The organism is Nocardia sp. JCM 34519.1 (assembly GCF_020361265.1).
GTDB classification, from domain to species: domain Bacteria; phylum Actinomycetota; class Actinomycetes; order Mycobacteriales; family Mycobacteriaceae; genus Nocardia; species Nocardia arthritidis_A.
In genome coordinates, this window is sequence record NZ_JAIRBR010000005.1 from 432,200 (window position 1) to 448,532 (window position 16,333).

Annotated in this window: 16 protein-coding genes; 5 read left to right on the forward strand and 11 right to left on the reverse strand. The window is 67.2% G+C overall.

Annotated features, from left to right (window positions below; genetic code table 11):
• Positions 1 to 859: 859 nt before the first annotated feature.
• The 6 genes from LGY53_RS16665 to mftR form a co-directional block, all read right to left on the reverse strand.
• Entirely contained in the window at positions 860 to 3,115 is a 2,256-nt protein-coding gene (locus LGY53_RS16665) for a SpoIIE family protein phosphatase (RefSeq protein ID WP_225727575.1), read from the reverse strand.
• Positions 3,112 to 3,747 carry a SpoIIE family protein phosphatase gene (locus LGY53_RS16670; protein ID WP_167475798.1) on the reverse strand — a complete coding sequence of 212 codons (636 nt, stop codon included), beginning with the start codon at positions 3,745 to 3,747 and terminating at the stop codon, positions 3,112 to 3,114. The genes LGY53_RS16665 and LGY53_RS16670 overlap by 4 nt, the downstream gene beginning before the upstream one ends.
• A complete protein-coding gene (locus LGY53_RS16675; RefSeq protein WP_167475797.1) occupies positions 3,740 to 4,153 on the reverse strand; it encodes an anti-sigma regulatory factor in 414 nt (137 codons plus the stop codon). Before LGY53_RS16675 ends, LGY53_RS16670 begins: the two co-directional genes overlap by 8 nt.
• Entirely contained in the window at positions 4,143 to 4,535 is a 393-nt protein-coding gene (locus LGY53_RS16680) for an STAS domain-containing protein (protein WP_167475796.1), read from the reverse strand. The genes LGY53_RS16675 and LGY53_RS16680 overlap by 11 nt, the downstream gene beginning before the upstream one ends.
• Before the next feature lie 12 nt (positions 4,536 to 4,547).
• Positions 4,548 to 5,453 carry an STAS domain-containing protein gene (locus LGY53_RS16685; RefSeq protein WP_167475795.1) on the reverse strand — a complete coding sequence of 302 codons (906 nt, stop codon included), beginning with the start codon at positions 5,451 to 5,453 and terminating at the stop codon, positions 4,548 to 4,550.
• A gap of 74 nt (positions 5,454 to 5,527) precedes the next feature.
• Positions 5,528 to 6,175 carry a mycofactocin system transcriptional regulator gene (mftR, locus tag LGY53_RS16690; protein WP_225727576.1) on the reverse strand — a complete coding sequence of 216 codons (648 nt, stop codon included), beginning with the start codon at positions 6,173 to 6,175 and terminating at the stop codon, positions 5,528 to 5,530.
• A 65-nt stretch (positions 6,176 to 6,240) separates the two neighbouring features.
• Between mftR and mftE the strand changes: the two genes are divergently transcribed.
• Positions 6,241 to 6,939 carry a mycofactocin biosynthesis peptidyl-dipeptidase MftE gene (gene mftE / locus LGY53_RS16695; protein ID WP_225727577.1) on the forward strand — a complete coding sequence of 233 codons (699 nt, stop codon included), beginning with the start codon at positions 6,241 to 6,243 and terminating at the stop codon, positions 6,937 to 6,939.
• Positions 6,936 to 8,108 (forward strand): pre-mycofactocin synthase MftD, encoded by a 1,173-nt coding sequence (mftD, locus tag LGY53_RS16700; protein ID WP_225727578.1) that lies wholly within the window; start codon positions 6,936 to 6,938, stop codon positions 8,106 to 8,108. The genes mftE and mftD overlap by 4 nt, the downstream gene beginning before the upstream one ends.
• Positions 8,109 to 8,127: 19 nt before the next feature.
• Here the strand turns inward: mftD and LGY53_RS16705 are convergent, their stop codons facing one another.
• Entirely contained in the window at positions 8,128 to 8,601 is a 474-nt protein-coding gene (locus LGY53_RS16705) for a MarR family winged helix-turn-helix transcriptional regulator (protein WP_225727579.1), read from the reverse strand.
• Between the two features lie 235 nt (positions 8,602 to 8,836).
• On the opposite strand from LGY53_RS16705, the gene LGY53_RS16710 reads away from it, so the two are divergent.
• From LGY53_RS16710 to LGY53_RS16720, 3 genes are all read left to right on the forward strand, one after another.
• Positions 8,837 to 10,513 (forward strand): fumarate hydratase, encoded by a 1,677-nt coding sequence (locus LGY53_RS16710; protein WP_167475790.1) that lies wholly within the window; start codon positions 8,837 to 8,839, stop codon positions 10,511 to 10,513.
• A gap of 160 nt (positions 10,514 to 10,673) precedes the next feature.
• Positions 10,674 to 11,129 (forward strand): hypothetical protein, encoded by a 456-nt coding sequence (locus LGY53_RS16715; RefSeq protein ID WP_225727580.1) that lies wholly within the window; start codon positions 10,674 to 10,676, stop codon positions 11,127 to 11,129.
• Between the two features lie 564 nt (positions 11,130 to 11,693).
• Positions 11,694 to 12,227, forward strand: coding sequence for a M15 family metallopeptidase (locus tag LGY53_RS16720; protein ID WP_225727581.1), 534 nt, complete (start codon positions 11,694 to 11,696; stop codon positions 12,225 to 12,227).
• A 28-nt stretch (positions 12,228 to 12,255) separates the two neighbouring features.
• Here the strand turns inward: LGY53_RS16720 and LGY53_RS16725 are convergent, their stop codons facing one another.
• The 4 genes from LGY53_RS16725 to LGY53_RS16740 are packed head-to-tail and all read right to left on the reverse strand — an operon-like array spanning position 12,256 to position 16,121.
• Positions 12,256 to 13,260, reverse strand: a complete 1,005-nt coding sequence (locus LGY53_RS16725; protein ID WP_225727582.1) for a class I SAM-dependent methyltransferase — start codon at positions 13,258 to 13,260, stop codon at positions 12,256 to 12,258.
• A 25-nt stretch (positions 13,261 to 13,285) separates the two neighbouring features.
• Complete coding sequence (locus LGY53_RS16730; RefSeq protein WP_225727583.1) at positions 13,286 to 13,630, reverse strand: Rid family hydrolase; 345 nt, start codon at positions 13,628 to 13,630, stop codon at positions 13,286 to 13,288.
• A complete protein-coding gene (locus tag LGY53_RS16735; protein ID WP_225727584.1) occupies positions 13,627 to 14,724 on the reverse strand; it encodes an alpha-hydroxy acid oxidase in 1,098 nt (365 codons plus the stop codon). Before LGY53_RS16735 ends, LGY53_RS16730 begins: the two co-directional genes overlap by 4 nt.
• Entirely contained in the window at positions 14,721 to 16,121 is a 1,401-nt protein-coding gene (locus LGY53_RS16740) for an amino acid permease (RefSeq protein WP_225727585.1), read from the reverse strand. The genes LGY53_RS16735 and LGY53_RS16740 overlap by 4 nt, the downstream gene beginning before the upstream one ends.
• Positions 16,122 to 16,333 lie beyond the last annotated feature (212 nt).

Sequence of the window (16,333 nt, forward strand, 5' to 3'; positions counted from 1 at the left end):
GCGCGGCACCGGATTTCCGCATCTCCTCCATCCGTCTCATGGCTTCGGGCCTGGTGGACAGCCTGTCAACCGCTGGCTACGCACCGGCCGTGCCACACTCACCGTAACCGAACCTATACGACGCCTGTCCATCGCGGACGGTTGTCACGTTGCGGTCCGGGGTGTCGCCGCATCGAGCCTCGCCCGCACTCGGATCATCCGGTCGGGGCCCGCCATCGAGCTCGCAAAATCGGGCGGCCCGATCCACGCAATAGGTGTGCATTTCGCCCGGTCGCCGGGAGCTGTCGCACAGGTGGCCGAAAATTCTTCCCGGTACTCGCTTATTTCTGGCAAATGGGCGCGCGGCACGGTTTTCGCCAGCGGCTTACTTCAGGTCGGTGAAATTCTCGAAATTTGCTGAAGAATACTTTGCTACGACATTGCCTGCCCTTCCCGTTGCCGGACCGAGGTGTGGCCGCGGTCGCTGTTGGCGATTGAAATATGCTGGCCCGCAGGGAAGTTCCGGCCTACGACCGGCGGGAATCCGTGGTTCGACCTCCGACTGCCGAAGTTATGCGTGCTACGGAGAATGAGTGACTTACATCACATCTAATTGTGACTGTGACATGCTTCACTTCGCTCTAGCATTTCTGAACGGAATCGTAGGAACGATTCGAAGCACTGATGGCTAGGAGCGAAAATGCACTCTTTGTACAATATGATGATCGGTGCGGGCATCGATAGTGGTTCGTCCACATTCATGTTTTTGTTGAAGATACTCGAGCAGCTGTCGCAGTCCGCGTAGCGGAGTAGTTCCGAATTGGTCGATGCTCCCGAGGCCGGTATTCCCGGCTCCGGGAGCGTCGCTCGATAGCTCGGATTACCCGGGTGTCCGCCGACCCGTCCCGCGCAGCGGATTGGCCACCGGAAACGCGATGGCGGGCAAGGTGACCGACATGCGGACGCGGGTGCCCGGTCCGGTGTGGTCGATATCGAGTTCCTCGGTGAGCGCCCGCATCATATCGATGCCGCGACCGCGATGGCCGGGATCCGCCGCGCGCGGCTTCCACGACCCGGTGTCGACGACCGTGATGACCACCCGTTCGGTATCGCATTCGGCGTGCAGCACAACGGTTCCGACAGCGGCCCCGTCGCGGTAGGCGTGTTCGATGCAGTTGCTGCACGCCTCATTCGCCGCGGCGACCAGATCGGCGGCCAACTCGTGCGGCACCGCCGCCGCCGCGAACCACGCCTTCAGTCTGCGGCGCAGCCCGGCCAGCTGCCGCGCCTCGGCGGGCACGTCGAGATGCAGGGGGGCGGGCGGCTGCCGGTACACGACCATCGCGACGTCGTCGTCGTAGCCCGCGGCCGGGCGCAGCCGCGACAGCACCGCGTCGGCCACCTCGCGCGGCAGTTTGCCCGAGGTGTCGGCGAGCACCGCGGCGATCTTGGCGAATCCGTCATCGATATCGACGCCGCGCTGCTCGACCAGGCCGTCGGTGAACAGCACCAGCGTCGAACCGGGCGACAGCGCGGTGGTGGCCTCGGGCCGCCGCGGCGGATCGAAGGTGGCCAGCGGCACCGAGCGCCCGCCCTCCAGCAGCCTGCCGGTCGAATTCACATCGGCGAGGATCGGCGGCATATGTCCGGCGCTGCTGTAGCGGACCAGCCCGCGCACCGGATCCAGCACGGCGGCGCACACCGTGGTGCACATCGCACCGGGTATCCGCGACGCGACGGTGTCGAGTTCGGCGAGCAGCTGCGCGGGCCCGGCGCCGCGCAGCAGTAAAGCCCTTGCCGCGGTGCGCAATTGACCCATCACCACGGCCGCGGACAGGCCACGGCCCACACAGTCGCCGACCACGACGCCGATGGTGCCGTCCTTCAGCGGCACCACGTCGTACCAGTCGCCGCCGATCTCCAGCGGCGGCAGCGCGGGCTCGTAGTGCACCGAGAAGCGCGGCGGCAGTTCGATCGGCCCGAGCATGGCCCGCTGCAACGTCAGCGAGGTGGACCGCGCCTGATCGAAGTTGCGCGCCCGCTGCACGGCCAGGCTGAGATGCCCGATGAGCAGAGAGAACAGGGTCCAGTCGGCGGCACTGATCGCGCGCGGCGCGGCGAAGCGCAACCACAGTGCGGCGTCGCCGGTTTCGCCCAGCGGGGCGACGATGCCCTCGGAGAAATCGGTGCCCTCCGGAATCGCGAACAGGCTGCGGCCCGGCTGCCTGCGCGCCCGGTCGAGCAGCGCGCGCGCCCGCGCGCTGAGCCCGGCGCCCGCCGCGTCGCCCGAATCCTCTTGGGCGCCCGAGACATACACCTCGGGCCCGGTGTGCCGATTCGGCCACACCGAGACCACCGCGCTCTGCGCGCCGACGGTGCGCCGCAATTCGTCGAGGCCGACCGCGAGCACCTCCACCACGCTCGTCGCCGAGGCCACCGCGGTGGCCAGCCGGGACGCGGCCTGATCCCGGGCCTGCGCATCGTGTTCCGCGGTGACGTCGCGGATGGTGCCGACGAAGATGCGCTCGTTGTTCTCCGGTTTGATCAGCGCGCTCGTGCTCACCGCGAGCCATACCGGGCGCCCGTCCCGGTGCCGGATCGGCAGCACGAAACGCTGTGCCGCGGTGACGAGATCGGGATAGCGCGGCCCGTCCGGCACCGACCACGGATGCGGCAGCGGATAGGGCACATCGGCCGGGCCGTAGCCGGTCAGCGCGCCGAAGGCCGAGTTGACCTCGACGATGGTGCCGCGCGCGTCGGCGACGAAGAAACCGTCCTGCAGCGATTCCACCAGCGCGGTGCGGAAGGCGTCACGGTCGGCGAGATCGTCTGCGCGAGTGCGCTGTTGCTCGTAGCGGCGGGCGCCGTCGAGGTAGCCGCGGGTGGCGATATCGAGGGCCGCCAGCGTCTGCAACAGGAATTCCAGCGCCGTCTCGGTCACCCGCGGATCCAGCCCGCCCACCGAATGGGTTACCCGGTAATGGTTTTCGGTGAGATCGAGCAGGCTGATGCCCTCCACCAGCGCCCGCCTGCCGAGTTCGTAACCCTCGCCGAGACCGGCCTGTGACGGCGAATCCAGATGGCGCCGTAGCGCTTTCGCGTAATCCTCCAGAAACGCCGCCAAGACCTCGCTCATGACGGCACCGCGACCGTTCCACCCCGATGGCGGGCCGCGAGCACCAGCGCGTCGTCGGTGTCCTTGGCGTGCCTGGCCAGAATCTCCGAGGTGATCTCCGCGGTCGACTTGGAAAGATCTATGCCGTCGGCGGATTCGGGGACGATGCCGTCGGTGGACATCAGCAGCAGATCGCCCGGGCGCACCGGAACGGTCTGCGTCTGCAGGTTCTGCGGTAGTCGATAGCCGACGATGCCGCCGGTCAACAGCGCGCTCGCGCGCACCGTCAGGCCGACCGGACCCGCCGTCAACACCCGGGACTCCACATTGCCGACCCCGAGCCAGTGCACCGTATCGCCCGAGCCGAACAGCGCCAAAGACACCGCGGCGCCGCGGGTATCGGCCATCGCCCGGTGACAGAGCACCATCAGTACGTCCAGCGGTTCGGCGCGGTTCTCCGCGAGCACCTGCGCGGCCCGGTCGGCCGCGTCGGCAGCGGGCGCACCGTGCCCGAGCCCGTCGAGCACCGCGAAGAGCACCGAACCCCCGCCCGCGTCGAGAACGACCCCGCGATCACCGGAGACCCGCTGACCCGGCAGTGCGCGACCGGCCACCGCCCATTCGATTCGGCCGATGAACCCGTCCTCATGCACCGTTGGGTACCCACTTCCACATCTCCACCAACGTGCCTCGGCCAGGCGAGGATTCGATGGTCAACCGGTCCATCAGCCTTTTCGCGCCGGGCAATCCGAGCCCGAGCCCACGCCCGGTGGAGTAGCCGTCCTCGAGCGCCCGCGCGATATCGCGGATGCCGGGACCCTGATCCTCGGCCTGGACCACCAGCGCCTGGCGGCCCTCGCGATCGTCGACCAGCAGCCGGATCTCGCCGCTGCCCGCGTAACTGGTGATATTCCTGGCTATTTCGGAGATGGCGGTGGAGATCATGGTGCGATCGGTCAGCGAGAAACCGAGTTTGGCTGCCAGTTCACGTCCGGCTTGACGTGCGGTCACGATGTCACCCGACACCTGCACCGCGATCACCACGTTCTCAGCGGCCACTGTCACGACCGTCTCGCTGCGCGCGGCGGGTCGGCGTCTTGCGATTCAGCCACGCGAGACCCTCTTCGAGATCGAGGGCGGTGTGCATATCCTCGAACGTCAACCCGAGCTGCACCATCGCGAACGCGACTTCCGGTTGCAGCCCGACGATTACCGTATCGGCGCCGCGCAGCCGCGTCATATGCGCGATGGTGCGCAGCGATCTCGCGGCGAAGGAATCCATCACGTCGATCGCGGTGACATCGACGATGATCCCCTGCGCGCGGAATCTGCTGACCTGCTTCATCAGGTCGTCCTGCAGGCGCTCGGTATCGGCGTCGGTCAATGCTGACTGGACCGACGCTATGAGATAGTTACCCTGCTTGAGAATCGGAACCGGCATGAGCCCGCCTGATCAGCGACCGTCACGCTCGCCGGCACGCTCGGTGACCCGCGAAACTTCGTATCCGAGTAGCCGTTCCGCCTCCTCGATACCACCCTGGAGGTCGCCGACGGCGTTCATCTTGGACAGGTCGAGGCCGATGGTCACCAGCGTGAGGGCGATCTCCGAGGACAGGCCGGTGATGATGACGTTGGCGCCCATCAGGCCGGAGGCGTCCACCGTCTGCACCAGGTGGTTGGCTACCGTCGAATCGATCTGCGGCACACCGGTGATATCGATGACGACCACCTTGGCGCGGTTCGCCCGGATCGCGCGCAGCAGCTGCTCGGTGAGCTGGCGGGCGCGCTGGCCGTCCAGCACGCCGATGATCGGCAGGATGAGCAGCTGCTCGCGCACCTGCAACACCGGAGTCGAGAGTTCGCGAATGGCCTCCTGCTGCTGGCGGATAACGCGTTCGCGCTCTTGCACGAACGAGACGGCCAGTGTGTTGGCGATGCGGTTGGCGGCGGGCTCGTAGGCGTCGAGCACCGCGTTGAGCAATTCGAAATCGGCCTGGTACTTCTCGAACAGCGAGCGGGCGAGCACGTCACGCAGCAGCAGCACGATGCCGATGACCTCCTCGATCTCGACGCCTCTCGGGATGATGCGTTCGGACAGGTCGCGCGCGTAGGCCTGCAGGGCCTCGGCGCTACCGGTCTCGAGCACCTCGACGTAGTTGTCGTAGATGGAGGTCGCCTCGGAGAAGATTTCCTCCGGGGTCATCGCGGTGAGCAGTTGGGCGTCGCCGATGCGCCGGGCCCATTCCTCGCGCAGCGCGGTGCGGTTCTGCCGCAGATGCTCGACGAGTTCGGGGAGCAGGTTGTCGACGGGGCCCGCCGGCAGCGAATCCGCCGAAACGCTCATGGAAACCTCGGACATGGAAATTCCTGCCCCTTTCGACGGATCTGTCGGGTCGTTCGTGCTTGTCGGCTGCGAGCCGTTACCGAGCCTAGTCATACCCCGAGCCGTTTGCCGCCGAAACCTTCCGGTAGCTCCGATAGCTGATCGGTTTCGGCGTCGGTCGGGTCGAAGCCGCGCGCGAGTGCGGCCAGTGCCGCGTCGAGGTAGACAGTGAGGTCCGTGTCGGCGCGGGCCAGCCACGCGTCGAAGGCCGCGCGCGCGGCGGCCAGGGTGGTCCGGCCGACGGCCAGCGGGATCAGCGCGTCCGTGGGTTCGCCGAGTCTGCGCGCGGCGAAGTCGCTTACGGCGCGCTCCCAGGCGTCGTAGTGCGCACCCGCGGTGGCCGCGAGCGCGGGCACCGCGCTCACCAGGTGCATCCTGGTGCGCAGCTCGGGGACGTCCTCTGCGCGATATCGATTGGCGTTCACCACGACTCGACGCACGGCGGTCATCATCGGAATATCGTCGGGCACGGTGGCGAAGGCCGCGCGCAATGCCGCGACTTCGTCGTCGAACTGATACCAGAGCACCTCGGCCTTGGTCGGGAAGTAACGGAAGAAGGTGCGCCCGCTGATGCCGGCGGCCGCGGCGATCTGATCGACCGTCGTCTCGTCGAAGCCCTGCTCGGTGAACAGCCGCATGGCGATGAGTTCGAGTTCGCGTTTGGTGGTGCCGCGGGGGCGGCCGCGCGTTGCCGTCACAGCTGATGATTATGGCGCGATTGCCGGATGTTGATTATGTCAGCGACTGACGATAATCTCCCGGCATGCTGGTGGCGGATCTCACATGGCCGGAGGCGGGTGCCCTGGACGTGGCGGTGCTGCTCGTACCGCTCGGCGCGACCGAACAGCACGGCCCGCATCTGCCGCTGTCCACCGATACCGACATCGCCGTCGAACTCTGCCGCCGGGTGGCCGGGCGATACTCGAATATCGTTGTGGCACCGGCCGTTCCGTACGGTGCCAGCGGTGAGCACGCCGGATTTCCCGGCACCATCTCGATCGGGCAGGCGGCGCTGGAGCTGCTGGTGGTGGAGCTGTGCCGGTCGGCCACCGCGACATTCGAGCGCATCCTGCTGGTCAGCGGGCACGGCGGCAACCTGGAACCGCTCGACCGGGCGGTGACGGTGCTGCGCGGGGAATCCCGCGATGTCGGGCTGTATCTGCCGCGCTGGCAGGGTGATCCGCATGCGGGCCGGTCCGAGACCGCATTGCAACTGGCCATCGACCCGGCCAGGGTGCGCCTGGAGCGCGCCGAAAAGGGCGATACCAGAGCCCTTTCCGAGATCATGCCGCTGCTGCGGTCCGGCGGCGTGCGCGCCGTCAGCCCGAATGGTGTGCTCGGAGATCCGGTGGGCGCCGGCGCGATCGAGGGCCGCGAGCTGCTCGATCGGCTGACCGCCGACCTCGTCGCACATATCCGGCGGCTGTGGCCGGACACACTCGCGGAAGGAACTCCCCGATGAACCCGTGGTTCGAATCCGTCGCCGAGGCGCAGCGGCGCGCGAAAAAGCGCCTGCCCAAATCGGTTTACGGCGCGCTGGTCGCCGGATCCGAGCGTGGCCAGACCATCGAGGACAATCAGCGCGCATTCGCCGAACTCGGCTTCGCCCCGCACGTCGCGGGCCCGATCGGCGCTCGCGACCAATCGACGACCGTACTGGGACAAACGCTTTCGATGCCGGTGCTGATCTCGCCGACCGGCGTGCAGGCGGTGCATCCGGACGGTGAGGTCGCGGTGGCCAGGGCCGCCGCCGCGCGCGGAATCGCCATGGGGCTCAGCTCATTCGCGAGCAAACCGGTCGAGGAGGTGATCGCCGCGAACCCGGCCACCTTCTTCCAGTTGTATTGGTGCGGCGGCAAGGACGAGATCCTGCAGCGGATGTCGCGCGCGAAAAGCGCGGGCGCGGTGGGCCTCATCCTCACCCTCGACTGGTCCTTCTCCCACGGCCGGGACTGGGGCAGCCCGGTGATTCCCGAGAAGCTGGACCTGCGCACCATGCTGAAATTCGCGCCGCAGACCGTCGCGAAGCCGCGCTGGCTGGCAACGTACCTGCGCGCCAAGCATATTCCGGATCTCACCGCGCCGAATATGGCCGTCGGCGACGGACCGGCGCCCGGCTTCTTCGGCGCGTACGGCGAATGGATGGGCACCCCGCCGCCGGACTGGTCCGATGTGCGCTGGATCTGCGAACAGTGGGACGGCCCGGTCATGCTCAAGGGTGTGATGCGGGTGGACGACGCGCTGCGCGCGGTCGACGCGGGAGTCGCCGCCATCTCGGTATCGAATCACGGCGGCAACAATCTCGACGGGACACCGGCGGCGATTCGCGCGCTCCCGGTGCTCGCCGATCGGGTCGGCGGGCAGCTGGAAGTATTGCTGGACGGCGGAATTCGGCGCGGCAGCGATGTGGTCAAGGCGGTGGCGCTCGGCGCACGCGCGGTCATGATCGGGCGGGCCTATTTGTGGGGCCTGGCCGCGAACGGTCAGGCGGGCGTCGAGAATGTGCTCGACATCCTGCGCGGCGGAATCGATTCGGCGCTGCTGGGCCTGCGCAAAACCACGGTGGCGGAATTGGATCGGGGCGATATCGTGGTGCCCGACGGATTCGAGCGCGCGCTCGGATTGCCCTGAACCCCAGTCGTTTCCGGGCTCAGTCGTTTTCGGTCGCGGTGCCGCGGTGGTGTGCGAGCAGCGTGTCGTATATATCGGCGAGCGCGGCCAGCTGTTCACGGTCGAGCACATCGATCATGTGCCTGCGCACGCTGAGCACGTGCGCGGGCGCGGCCGCGGTCAGCACATCGGTTCCGCGCTGGGTGAGCCGGGCGGCGGTGCGGCGGGCGTCGTCCGGAATCGGTTCGCGCACCACCAATCCGCGTTTCTCCATCCGGGTGATCTGATGGGACAACCGGCTTTGCGACCATTCGAGGCGCGCGGCCAGGTCGGCGAAGGTGAGTCGATGATCGGCGGAATTCGCCAGGTTCGCCAGAACGGAATATTCGATATAGGTCAGGTTGGACTCGCGGGTGGAGTCGCGACCGACGGCGGCGGCGATCAGATCTCGAGTGCGCACGAAACCCAACCAGGCACGCATTTCGACGTCATCGAGCCAGTGGGGTTCTGTCACGGTCGCTCCAAACTCTGACGTGTCAGGTAAGAGGTAACACCCCCGGGGTTGAACGTGCAACCTTTTGTGACGGGTCCCAGCCGCGCACATTCCGCGGCGGCGATAAGGCTTGCCTAAGCAAGTCGGTGCCGGTTATGGCCGATACGCTCGCTGTGCTCTGTCCCAGCGGGCCGATTTCGGTTCCGGCCGCGCCGGGCGCGAGCCCACCGACCCACCCCGAAGGAGTGCGCGACCCGTGACGACCCCGGAGTTCCGCTATTCAGATCTGCTGCCGATCGGCGCCGACGACACCCCGTACCGGTTGCTCACCACCGAGGGCGTCAGCACGTTCGAGCACAACGGCCGCACCTTCCTGCAGGTCGAGCCGGAGGCGCTGCGGCTGCTCACCGCCGAGGCGATGCACGACATCAGCCACTACCTGCGGCCCGCGCACCTCACCCAGCTGCGCAAGATCATCGACGATCCGGAATCCAGCGGCAACGATCGCTTCGTCGCGCTCGACCTGCTCAAGAACGTGAACATCTCGGCGGGCGGCATCCTGCCGATGTGTCAGGACACCGGCACCGCGATCGTGATGGGCAAGAAGTCCGAGGGCGTGCTCACCGGCGCCGACGACGCCGAATGGATCAGCCGGGGCGTGTTCGACGCCTATACCAAGCTGAACCTGCGCTATTCGCAGCTCGCGCCGATCACCATGTGGGATGAGAAGAACACCGGCTCGAATCTGCCCGCGCAGATCGAGTTGTATTCCACCCCGGGCGATCCCGCGCATCCGGCATACAAATTCCTATTCATGGCCAAGGGCGGCGGTTCGGCCAACAAGTCGTTTCTGTACCAGGAGACCAAGGCCATCCTGAATCCGGCGCGGATGCTGGAATTCCTGGACGAGAAGATCCGCTCGCTCGGCACCGCGGCCTGCCCGCCCTATCACCTCGCGGTGGTGATCGGCGGCACCAGTGCCGAATTCGCGTTGAAGACCGCGAAATACGCGTCCGCGCATTACCTGGACCACCTGCCCACCGAGGGATCCCTTGCGGCCCATGCCTTCCGGGATCTGGAGTTGGAGGAAGAGGTGTTCAAACTTACCCAATCCTTCGGTATCGGTGCGCAATTCGGCGGTAAGTACTTCTGCCACGACGTGCGCGTCGTTCGCCTGCCCAGGCACGGCGCGAGTTGTCCGGTGGCCATCGCGGTTTCGTGTTCGGCGGACCGGCAGGCGCTGGCGAAGATCACCCCGGAGGGCGTATTCCTCGAACAGCTCGAGCGCGAACCCGCGCAGTACCTGCCCGAGCAGACCGACGCCATCCTGGGCGGTGACGTCGTGCGGATCGATCTGAACCGGCCGATGTCGGAGATCCGCGCCGAATTGTCGAAATACCCGGTGAAGACCCGCCTTTCGCTGAACGGCCCGCTGGTGGTCGCCCGCGATATCGCGCACGCGAAGATCAAGGAGCGGCTCGACGCCGGTGAGCCGATGCCGGATTACCTGCGCGATATGGCCGTGTACTACGCGGGCCCGGCCAAGACGCCGGAGGGTTATGCCTCCGGCTCGTTCGGTCCCACCACCGCCGGCCGGATGGATTCCTATGTCGATCAGTTCCAGGCGGCGGGCGGTTCGTTCGTCATGCTGGCGAAGGGCAACCGCTCGGCGCAGGTGACCAAGGCGTGCAAGGAGCATGGCGGGTTCTACCTCGGCTCCATCGGCGGGCCCGCGGCGCGGCTGGCGCTGGACTGCATCAAATCGGTCGAGGTGCTGGAGTATCCGGAGCTCGGTATGGAGGCCGTGTGGAAGATCGAGGTCGAGGACTTCCCGGCCTTCATCGTCGTCGACGACAAGGGCAACGACTTCTTCGCCGAAACCCAGAAGCCGATCGCGCTGCGGGTGCGCACCCGGTCCAAGGAGCGCGTCTGAGCCCCTTCGGGCCGCTGAACTGGGCGTTCGACCGCTTTGACATCCGTGCGGACACGGCGATGTCACCCCCGATCACCGGGGCGGCATCGCCGTTTTCGCGGCACCCTTGGATGGCGAACCCATGTTGCCGAGGAAGTGCCAATGGAGGTCGAGGAGGGTAATGAGTACGTCCATTCGTATCTCGGACGCGACCAGCCGCTGGTTGTCCGAGCGAGCGTCCCGGGAAGGAACCAGTGCCCAGGTGTTGCTGAATCGCCTCATCCGCGAGGGTGTCGCGCAGCTGGAACATCCGGGCATCGTTTTCCGCGGACCCATCGGCGATCGCCGCGCCGCATTGGCGGCGGGTCCGGACGTGTGGGAAATCGTTGCGCGCCTACAGGAATTGGACGGCCCGGTGGAGCGCCGCATCGCGGTGCTCAGCGCCCAGTCCGATCTGCACTCGCGGAAAATCGAGCTGGCGGTCGCCTACGCGCGTGAGCACGGCAGCGAGATCGGGGCGCGCATCGGGCGCAATCGGGAGTCGACGGAGACGATCCAGCGCGGGGCGGGCACCCGGATGCAGCCCGCCGCCGAAACGTACGGCAGACATGCGCTCGAGGGTCGCGCGGAGGGGTAGCACGGGGGCTGCCGTGCGACGTGCCGGCAATTCAGATGTATTCACTCTTCACATGGTTGGGGAGTGAATTGTGGAATTCCGCAAGCTGTGGATATCTTGAAGCGGGGCGGTCGGTTTCGAATGTCCGCCCTGCGTTGTTTCGCCGGATCCCATGCCGTTCGAATGGCTGCCGACCTGCTTGGTCGAGGCGAAATCGGGTGGGGGAGCGTGAAATTGCCGATCGGCCCGTTAGGTCGTGATAAGCGCTGTGCGCCAAGCTGATTCGTGTGATCTGGGCGATCGTTGAGCCTGGATCCCGGATCCGCGGCTGGATTCGGCGTGGTCACGGCCGAATCCGGGGGTGCGGGAGGCTGCGATCGGGCCGACACGCCGCCATATGCGGCGGTCATGTCCGATCGGTCTATTCCGCTGGCGGATCTATCACGAATTGCGCTAAAGCACAGGAGTTTTCCGGTTACTCATATATGTCTATTTCCTGTGCATGGTGATCCACAACACTGGAATAGGTTTGTGGACAACGACCTTTCCTGGGGAATTGTGGACTGTGCCGCTAACATCGCCACCATGTTGCTGACGAACGATGGCTCGGCGAATCGGATTCGGCTCGGACTGCCCGCGGTGCTGCTGCCCGCGGTGGTCGCGGCCACGGTGGCGGCGGGCGCCGCGCAGGCCGCGCCCGGCCTACCGATCGATCCGCGTGCGGCCCTCGGCTCCGCTGCGGGCACCGAGGGACTGGAACCGGGCCTCGCGGTCGCGTACACCCTCGCCGAGCGGGCGGCGCACGCCGAGGGTGTGCCGCTGTCCATCACCTCCGGCTACCGCACCCGCGACGAACAGCAGCGACTCTGGGACGACGGGGTGCGGACCTACGGCAGTCCCGATGCCGCCCGCCGCTGGGTGCTGCCGCCCGACGAATCGACACACGTCTCCGGACAGGCGGTCGACGTCGGCCCGCAGGCGGGCGCGCAATGGCTGGAGGCCAACGGCGCCCGTTGGGGTCTGTGCCGGATGTACGGCAACGAGTGGTGGCATTTCGAACGCGCGACCATCCCAGGCGGCGTCTGCCCGCCGATGCGCCCGGACGCACACGACCGGTAGGCCCGAACCGGCTGCGCGACGCGGTGGTTCAGCGCTCCAGAATGGTCGTCACCAGCATGGTGTGATCGTCGAAGCTGCGCGCGACCGACCAGCCCAGTGCGTGGAAGGCCTGCTCGTACTCCTCCCGCGTCCACAGCCGGACACCGGTGATGGTGTGGTAGATCTCGTAGGTCGGCGCGAACCACGGTTGCGCCGTCCACTGCGGCGCGTCGAGCAGATATCCGTCCCCGACGACGAGGCGGCGCAGATTCGGGAACCAGTCCATCCACGCGCCGAGCACCGCCAGGATGCCGCCGCCGTCGCTGGCCAGCTGATGCAGCAGGAAGAACGACATCGCGGTGGTCACCGCGTCGCGGTCGATCAGCGCGAGCCAGTCCGGCGTCGCAGCGCCGGGCTGCACGGATCCGGTGAAGAGCCGGATCCGGTCGGCCGCCGCCGATTCCGCGATTTCGGCGGTGGCAGCGGCGATCACCTCGTCCTCGATATCCACTCCGATGAACCGTTCGGCGGGCGCGAGTTCGGCCAGCGCCCGCACCCGCCCGGCGCCCGCGCAGCCGAGATCGATGGTGCAGCCCGGTTCCCGCGCGGCGATGGCACGTCCGATGCCCTGCAGGATTTCCGGGCGGCGCCGCGCGATATCGGTGCAGCCGCGGGCCACCTCGGCCGGTTCGGTGGCGGCGGGTATGTAGGGCCGGTCGCCATTGCCGGACAGCTGCCGGAACGTCGGCTCCCAGCCGCGGGTCGCGACCCGGATGAAGCCACGATTCTTCGCGATGTCGTGGCCGGTGTGGGTGAGCTGGAAGCGGTGCCCGCGCCGGGTCAGGAATCCGGCGCGCACCAGACCCTCGGTGACGGTGTGCTGGATACCGCTGGTCGGCGCGATCGAGTCGCCGTTCAAAAGCGTTGCCCACCAACCCCAGTCGTCGGCGGCGACGACCAGTTGGGCGGCGGTCTGGCCCTCGATCACATCGCGAATGGTGAGTCCGGGCGCTTCGGGCTGGTTGAACAGTGCGATCGTAGTTGCTGCGGTCATGATGGATTCTCCTGTATTTCGATGGTCAGCCCGCGACGGCGACGGCCTGGATTTCGATGAGCAGCCCGTCGATGGGCAGCGTGGTGACGGTGGTGGTGCGAGCGGGTGTGGTGGCCCCGAAGAATGCGGCGAATGCGGCGTTCCAGGCCGGGAACCAGCGGCGATCCGCCAGATAACAGTCGATTTTGAGCGTGCGCTCACGCGAGCTGCCCGCCGCGATCAGCGCCGAATCCAGTTGGTGCAGTACGTCTTCGAGCTGATCGGCGAATTCGGTGTGCTTCGGCGTCATGGTGGCCGGGTCGATCGAGGCGAGTCCGGAGGTGAACACCAGGCCGGAGCCGAGCCGGGCCGCGGGGAACGGGGCGTTCATTCCCGCACCGCCAGCAGCCGAGAGCCGTCGATATCGGCGATGGTGGCCGCGCCGGACAGGATCATCAGGGTGCGCAGCTCCTCGGTGAGCAGTTCGAGTACCCGGCTCACCCCGGCCTCGCCCGCGGCGGCCAGGCCGTAAATCGTGGCGCGCCCGAGCACCACGGCGTCGGCGCCGAGGGCGAGGGCGATGAAAATATCGCTGCCCGTGCGTATTCCGCTGTCGAACAGGATCGGGATCCGGGGCCCGGCCGCCGCCCGGATCGACGGCAGCATCTCCAGGCTGGCGGGGGCCGGATCCACTTGGCGGCCACCGTGATTGGATACGACAAGCGCGGCGGCGCCGGCCGCGACAGCGGTTTCGGCCGCGGCGACCGTCAGGATGCCCTTGGCGATCCACGGCAGCCGGAATTCCGTGGCGGCCGCCCGCAGATCGGACCAATTCCACGCGGTGGCACCGTGTTTCAGCAGATGGCCGAACACCTCGGCGACTCCGGGCGCGCCGTCGCGCCCGGTGAGATTGCCGCCGAAATGCCGCATATCCGGATCGAAGCGGTTACCCATATTCCGGGTGCGAAAGCCGCCGACCGCGCAGTCGACCGTCACGCAGAGCGCGGCGAACCCGGCCCTGCGCACCCGCTCGGCGACCGCGGGTGCGTGCGCGAACGGGTGAATCTGCGCGATCCGGGCCGCATCCGGTGCTGCGGCCCGCACCTGCTCGTAGGAGAAACTGCCCGCCTCCGGCACGATCGACAGCGCACCGTGCCGTTGGGCGGCCGTGGCCACGGCCGGATGACCGGCGGCGTTGAAGAGTGCGTCACCGCCGAACGGTGCGGTGAGCACCGGGATTTCGAGCGGCATACCGAGCAGGGTGGTGCGGGTGTCGGGCACCGCGACGCCGCTCATCGGCTCGGGCAGGATCCGCCAGCGCTCGAATGCCGCCCGATTGGCGCGCAGCGTAGTTTCCCGTCCGGCGCCGCCTTCGACGAAATCGAGGACGTCCGGCGGCAGTGCGGCCGCGGCGGCCCGATGGATCTCCTCGACCGTCCCGAAATCCACTCGGGTGGGATACATGCTGTCCAATTGCGCTGTCACGCTCGACCTTTCGTCGGGGCCGCCACCGAATGGGCACGGCCGTAACCGAAATAGACGGCCGCGCCCACCGCGCTCCACACGGCGAAGCGCAGCCAGGTGAGTGCCTCGAAAGTGGTTGCCAGCCAGGCGCATCCCGCGACGGCGGCGATCGGGACCACCGGCATGAACGGCACCCGGAACGGCCGATGCCGGTCGGCAGCGGTGCGGCGCAGCACCACGACGCCGATCGCGACGGTGACGAAGGCGAACAGCGCGCCGATATTCACCAGCTCCGCGACGGTTCCGATGGGCAGCAGCCCGGCGACCACCGCGATGATCACGCCGAGCACCAGGCCGGTGCGCACCGGAACACCGCGAGAGCTGGTGCGGCACAAGACCGGTGGCAGCATGCCGTCGCGACTCATCGCGAAGATCAGCCGGGTCTGCCCGTAGAACAGCATCAGCAGACCCTTGGTGAGTGCGACGACCGAGGCCACCAGGATGACCTTGCCGATCCAGCCGGCGCCGATGGCGGCCAGTGCGGTGGCCACCGGTGCGGCATTGTCCAGGCTCCGATAGGGCGCGACACCGGTGAGCACCGCGCTCACCGCGACGTACAGCGCGGTGGCCACCACGACCGAACCGATGATGCCCCACGGCAGATCGCGCGCCGGCCTGCGCGTCTCCTCGGCCGAGGTGGCGACGATATCGAAGCCCAGATAGGCGAAGAAGGCCAGTGCCGCGCCCGCGGCGATTCCGTTGACGCCGAACGGAAGAAATGGCGACCAGCGTCCGGGTTCGATATGCGGGCCACCTACCGCGATAACCAGGATCAGCACTCCGATGGTGACCGCGACGAGCGTTTTCACCACAACCGCGGTGACTTTCACGTCGAACACCAGAATTGCGACGATCGCGGCGGTGATCAGCACGGCGGGCAGGTTCAGCACACCGCCGTCCGAGGGTCCGGCGCTTATCGCGTGCGGCAATGTCACGCCGAAAAGGGAATGCAGTGCCGCACCGAATAATCCGGACCATCCGATGGCCACCGCCGCCGCGGCGACCGCGTATTCGAGCAGCAGATTCCAGCCGACCAGGAAGGCGGGCGCCTCGCCCATGGTGGCCCGGGTGTAGGTGTACGCGCTGCCGGAAAACGGTGTCATGGCGGCGAGTTCGCTGTAGCACAGCGCGACGAGCACGCAGATCAGCCCGGCCAGCACGAAGGACAGGACGATGGCGGGCCCGGCCTTGGTGGCCGCGGCGACGCCGGTGGTGACGAAGATGCCCGCGCCGACGATGGTGCCGACGCCCATGGCGATCAGGTCGAATCGCCCGAGTGAGCGTTTGAGTTCGTTATTCGCCGTCGGCGGTGTGCCGAGTGCGGGATTGTTCGGGCCGAGTCGAGTCGGTGCGGCCATGGCGGGTTCCGTTCACTATCCGAATAAGCAAGGCCGAAAATACTTTTCGTTCGGCCGTATTCAAGTGAAACATCGGGTCTTTATCCCGTGATGAACGAAAGTAACGAGCCTGTTTCCGGATTCGTGGTGAAAGACATTATGCGGCACCGGAATCGGGCATGTGAAATTACGCGATCGGGGGCGATATGCCGAATCGCGAATATTCGCGCGCT

Excerpts from the sequence above, each read along its gene's own strand:
- LGY53_RS16665 (WP_225727575.1), bottom strand. The coding sequence starts at position 3,115 with ATGAGCGAGGTCTTGGCGGCGTTTCTGGAGGATTACGCGAAAGCGCTA.
- LGY53_RS16680 (WP_167475796.1), bottom strand. The coding sequence starts at position 4,535 with ATGCCGGTTCCGATTCTCAAGCAGGGTAACTATCTCATAGCGTCGGTC.
- LGY53_RS16685 (WP_167475795.1), bottom strand. The coding sequence starts at position 5,453 with ATGTCCGAGGTTTCCATGAGCGTTTCGGCGGATTCGCTGCCGGCGGGC.
- mftE (WP_225727577.1), top strand. The coding sequence starts at position 6,241 with ATGCTGGTGGCGGATCTCACATGGCCGGAGGCGGGTGCCCTGGACGTG.
- mftD (WP_225727578.1), top strand. The coding sequence starts at position 6,936 with ATGAACCCGTGGTTCGAATCCGTCGCCGAGGCGCAGCGGCGCGCGAAA.
- LGY53_RS16715 (WP_225727580.1), top strand. The coding sequence starts at position 10,674 with ATGAGTACGTCCATTCGTATCTCGGACGCGACCAGCCGCTGGTTGTCC.
- LGY53_RS16720 (WP_225727581.1), top strand. The coding sequence starts at position 11,694 with ATGTTGCTGACGAACGATGGCTCGGCGAATCGGATTCGGCTCGGACTG.
- LGY53_RS16725 (WP_225727582.1), bottom strand. The coding sequence starts at position 13,260 with ATGACCGCAGCAACTACGATCGCACTGTTCAACCAGCCCGAAGCGCCC.
- LGY53_RS16730 (WP_225727583.1), bottom strand. The coding sequence starts at position 13,630 with ATGAACGCCCCGTTCCCCGCGGCCCGGCTCGGCTCCGGCCTGGTGTTC.
- LGY53_RS16740 (WP_225727585.1), bottom strand. The coding sequence starts at position 16,121 with ATGGCCGCACCGACTCGACTCGGCCCGAACAATCCCGCACTCGGCACA.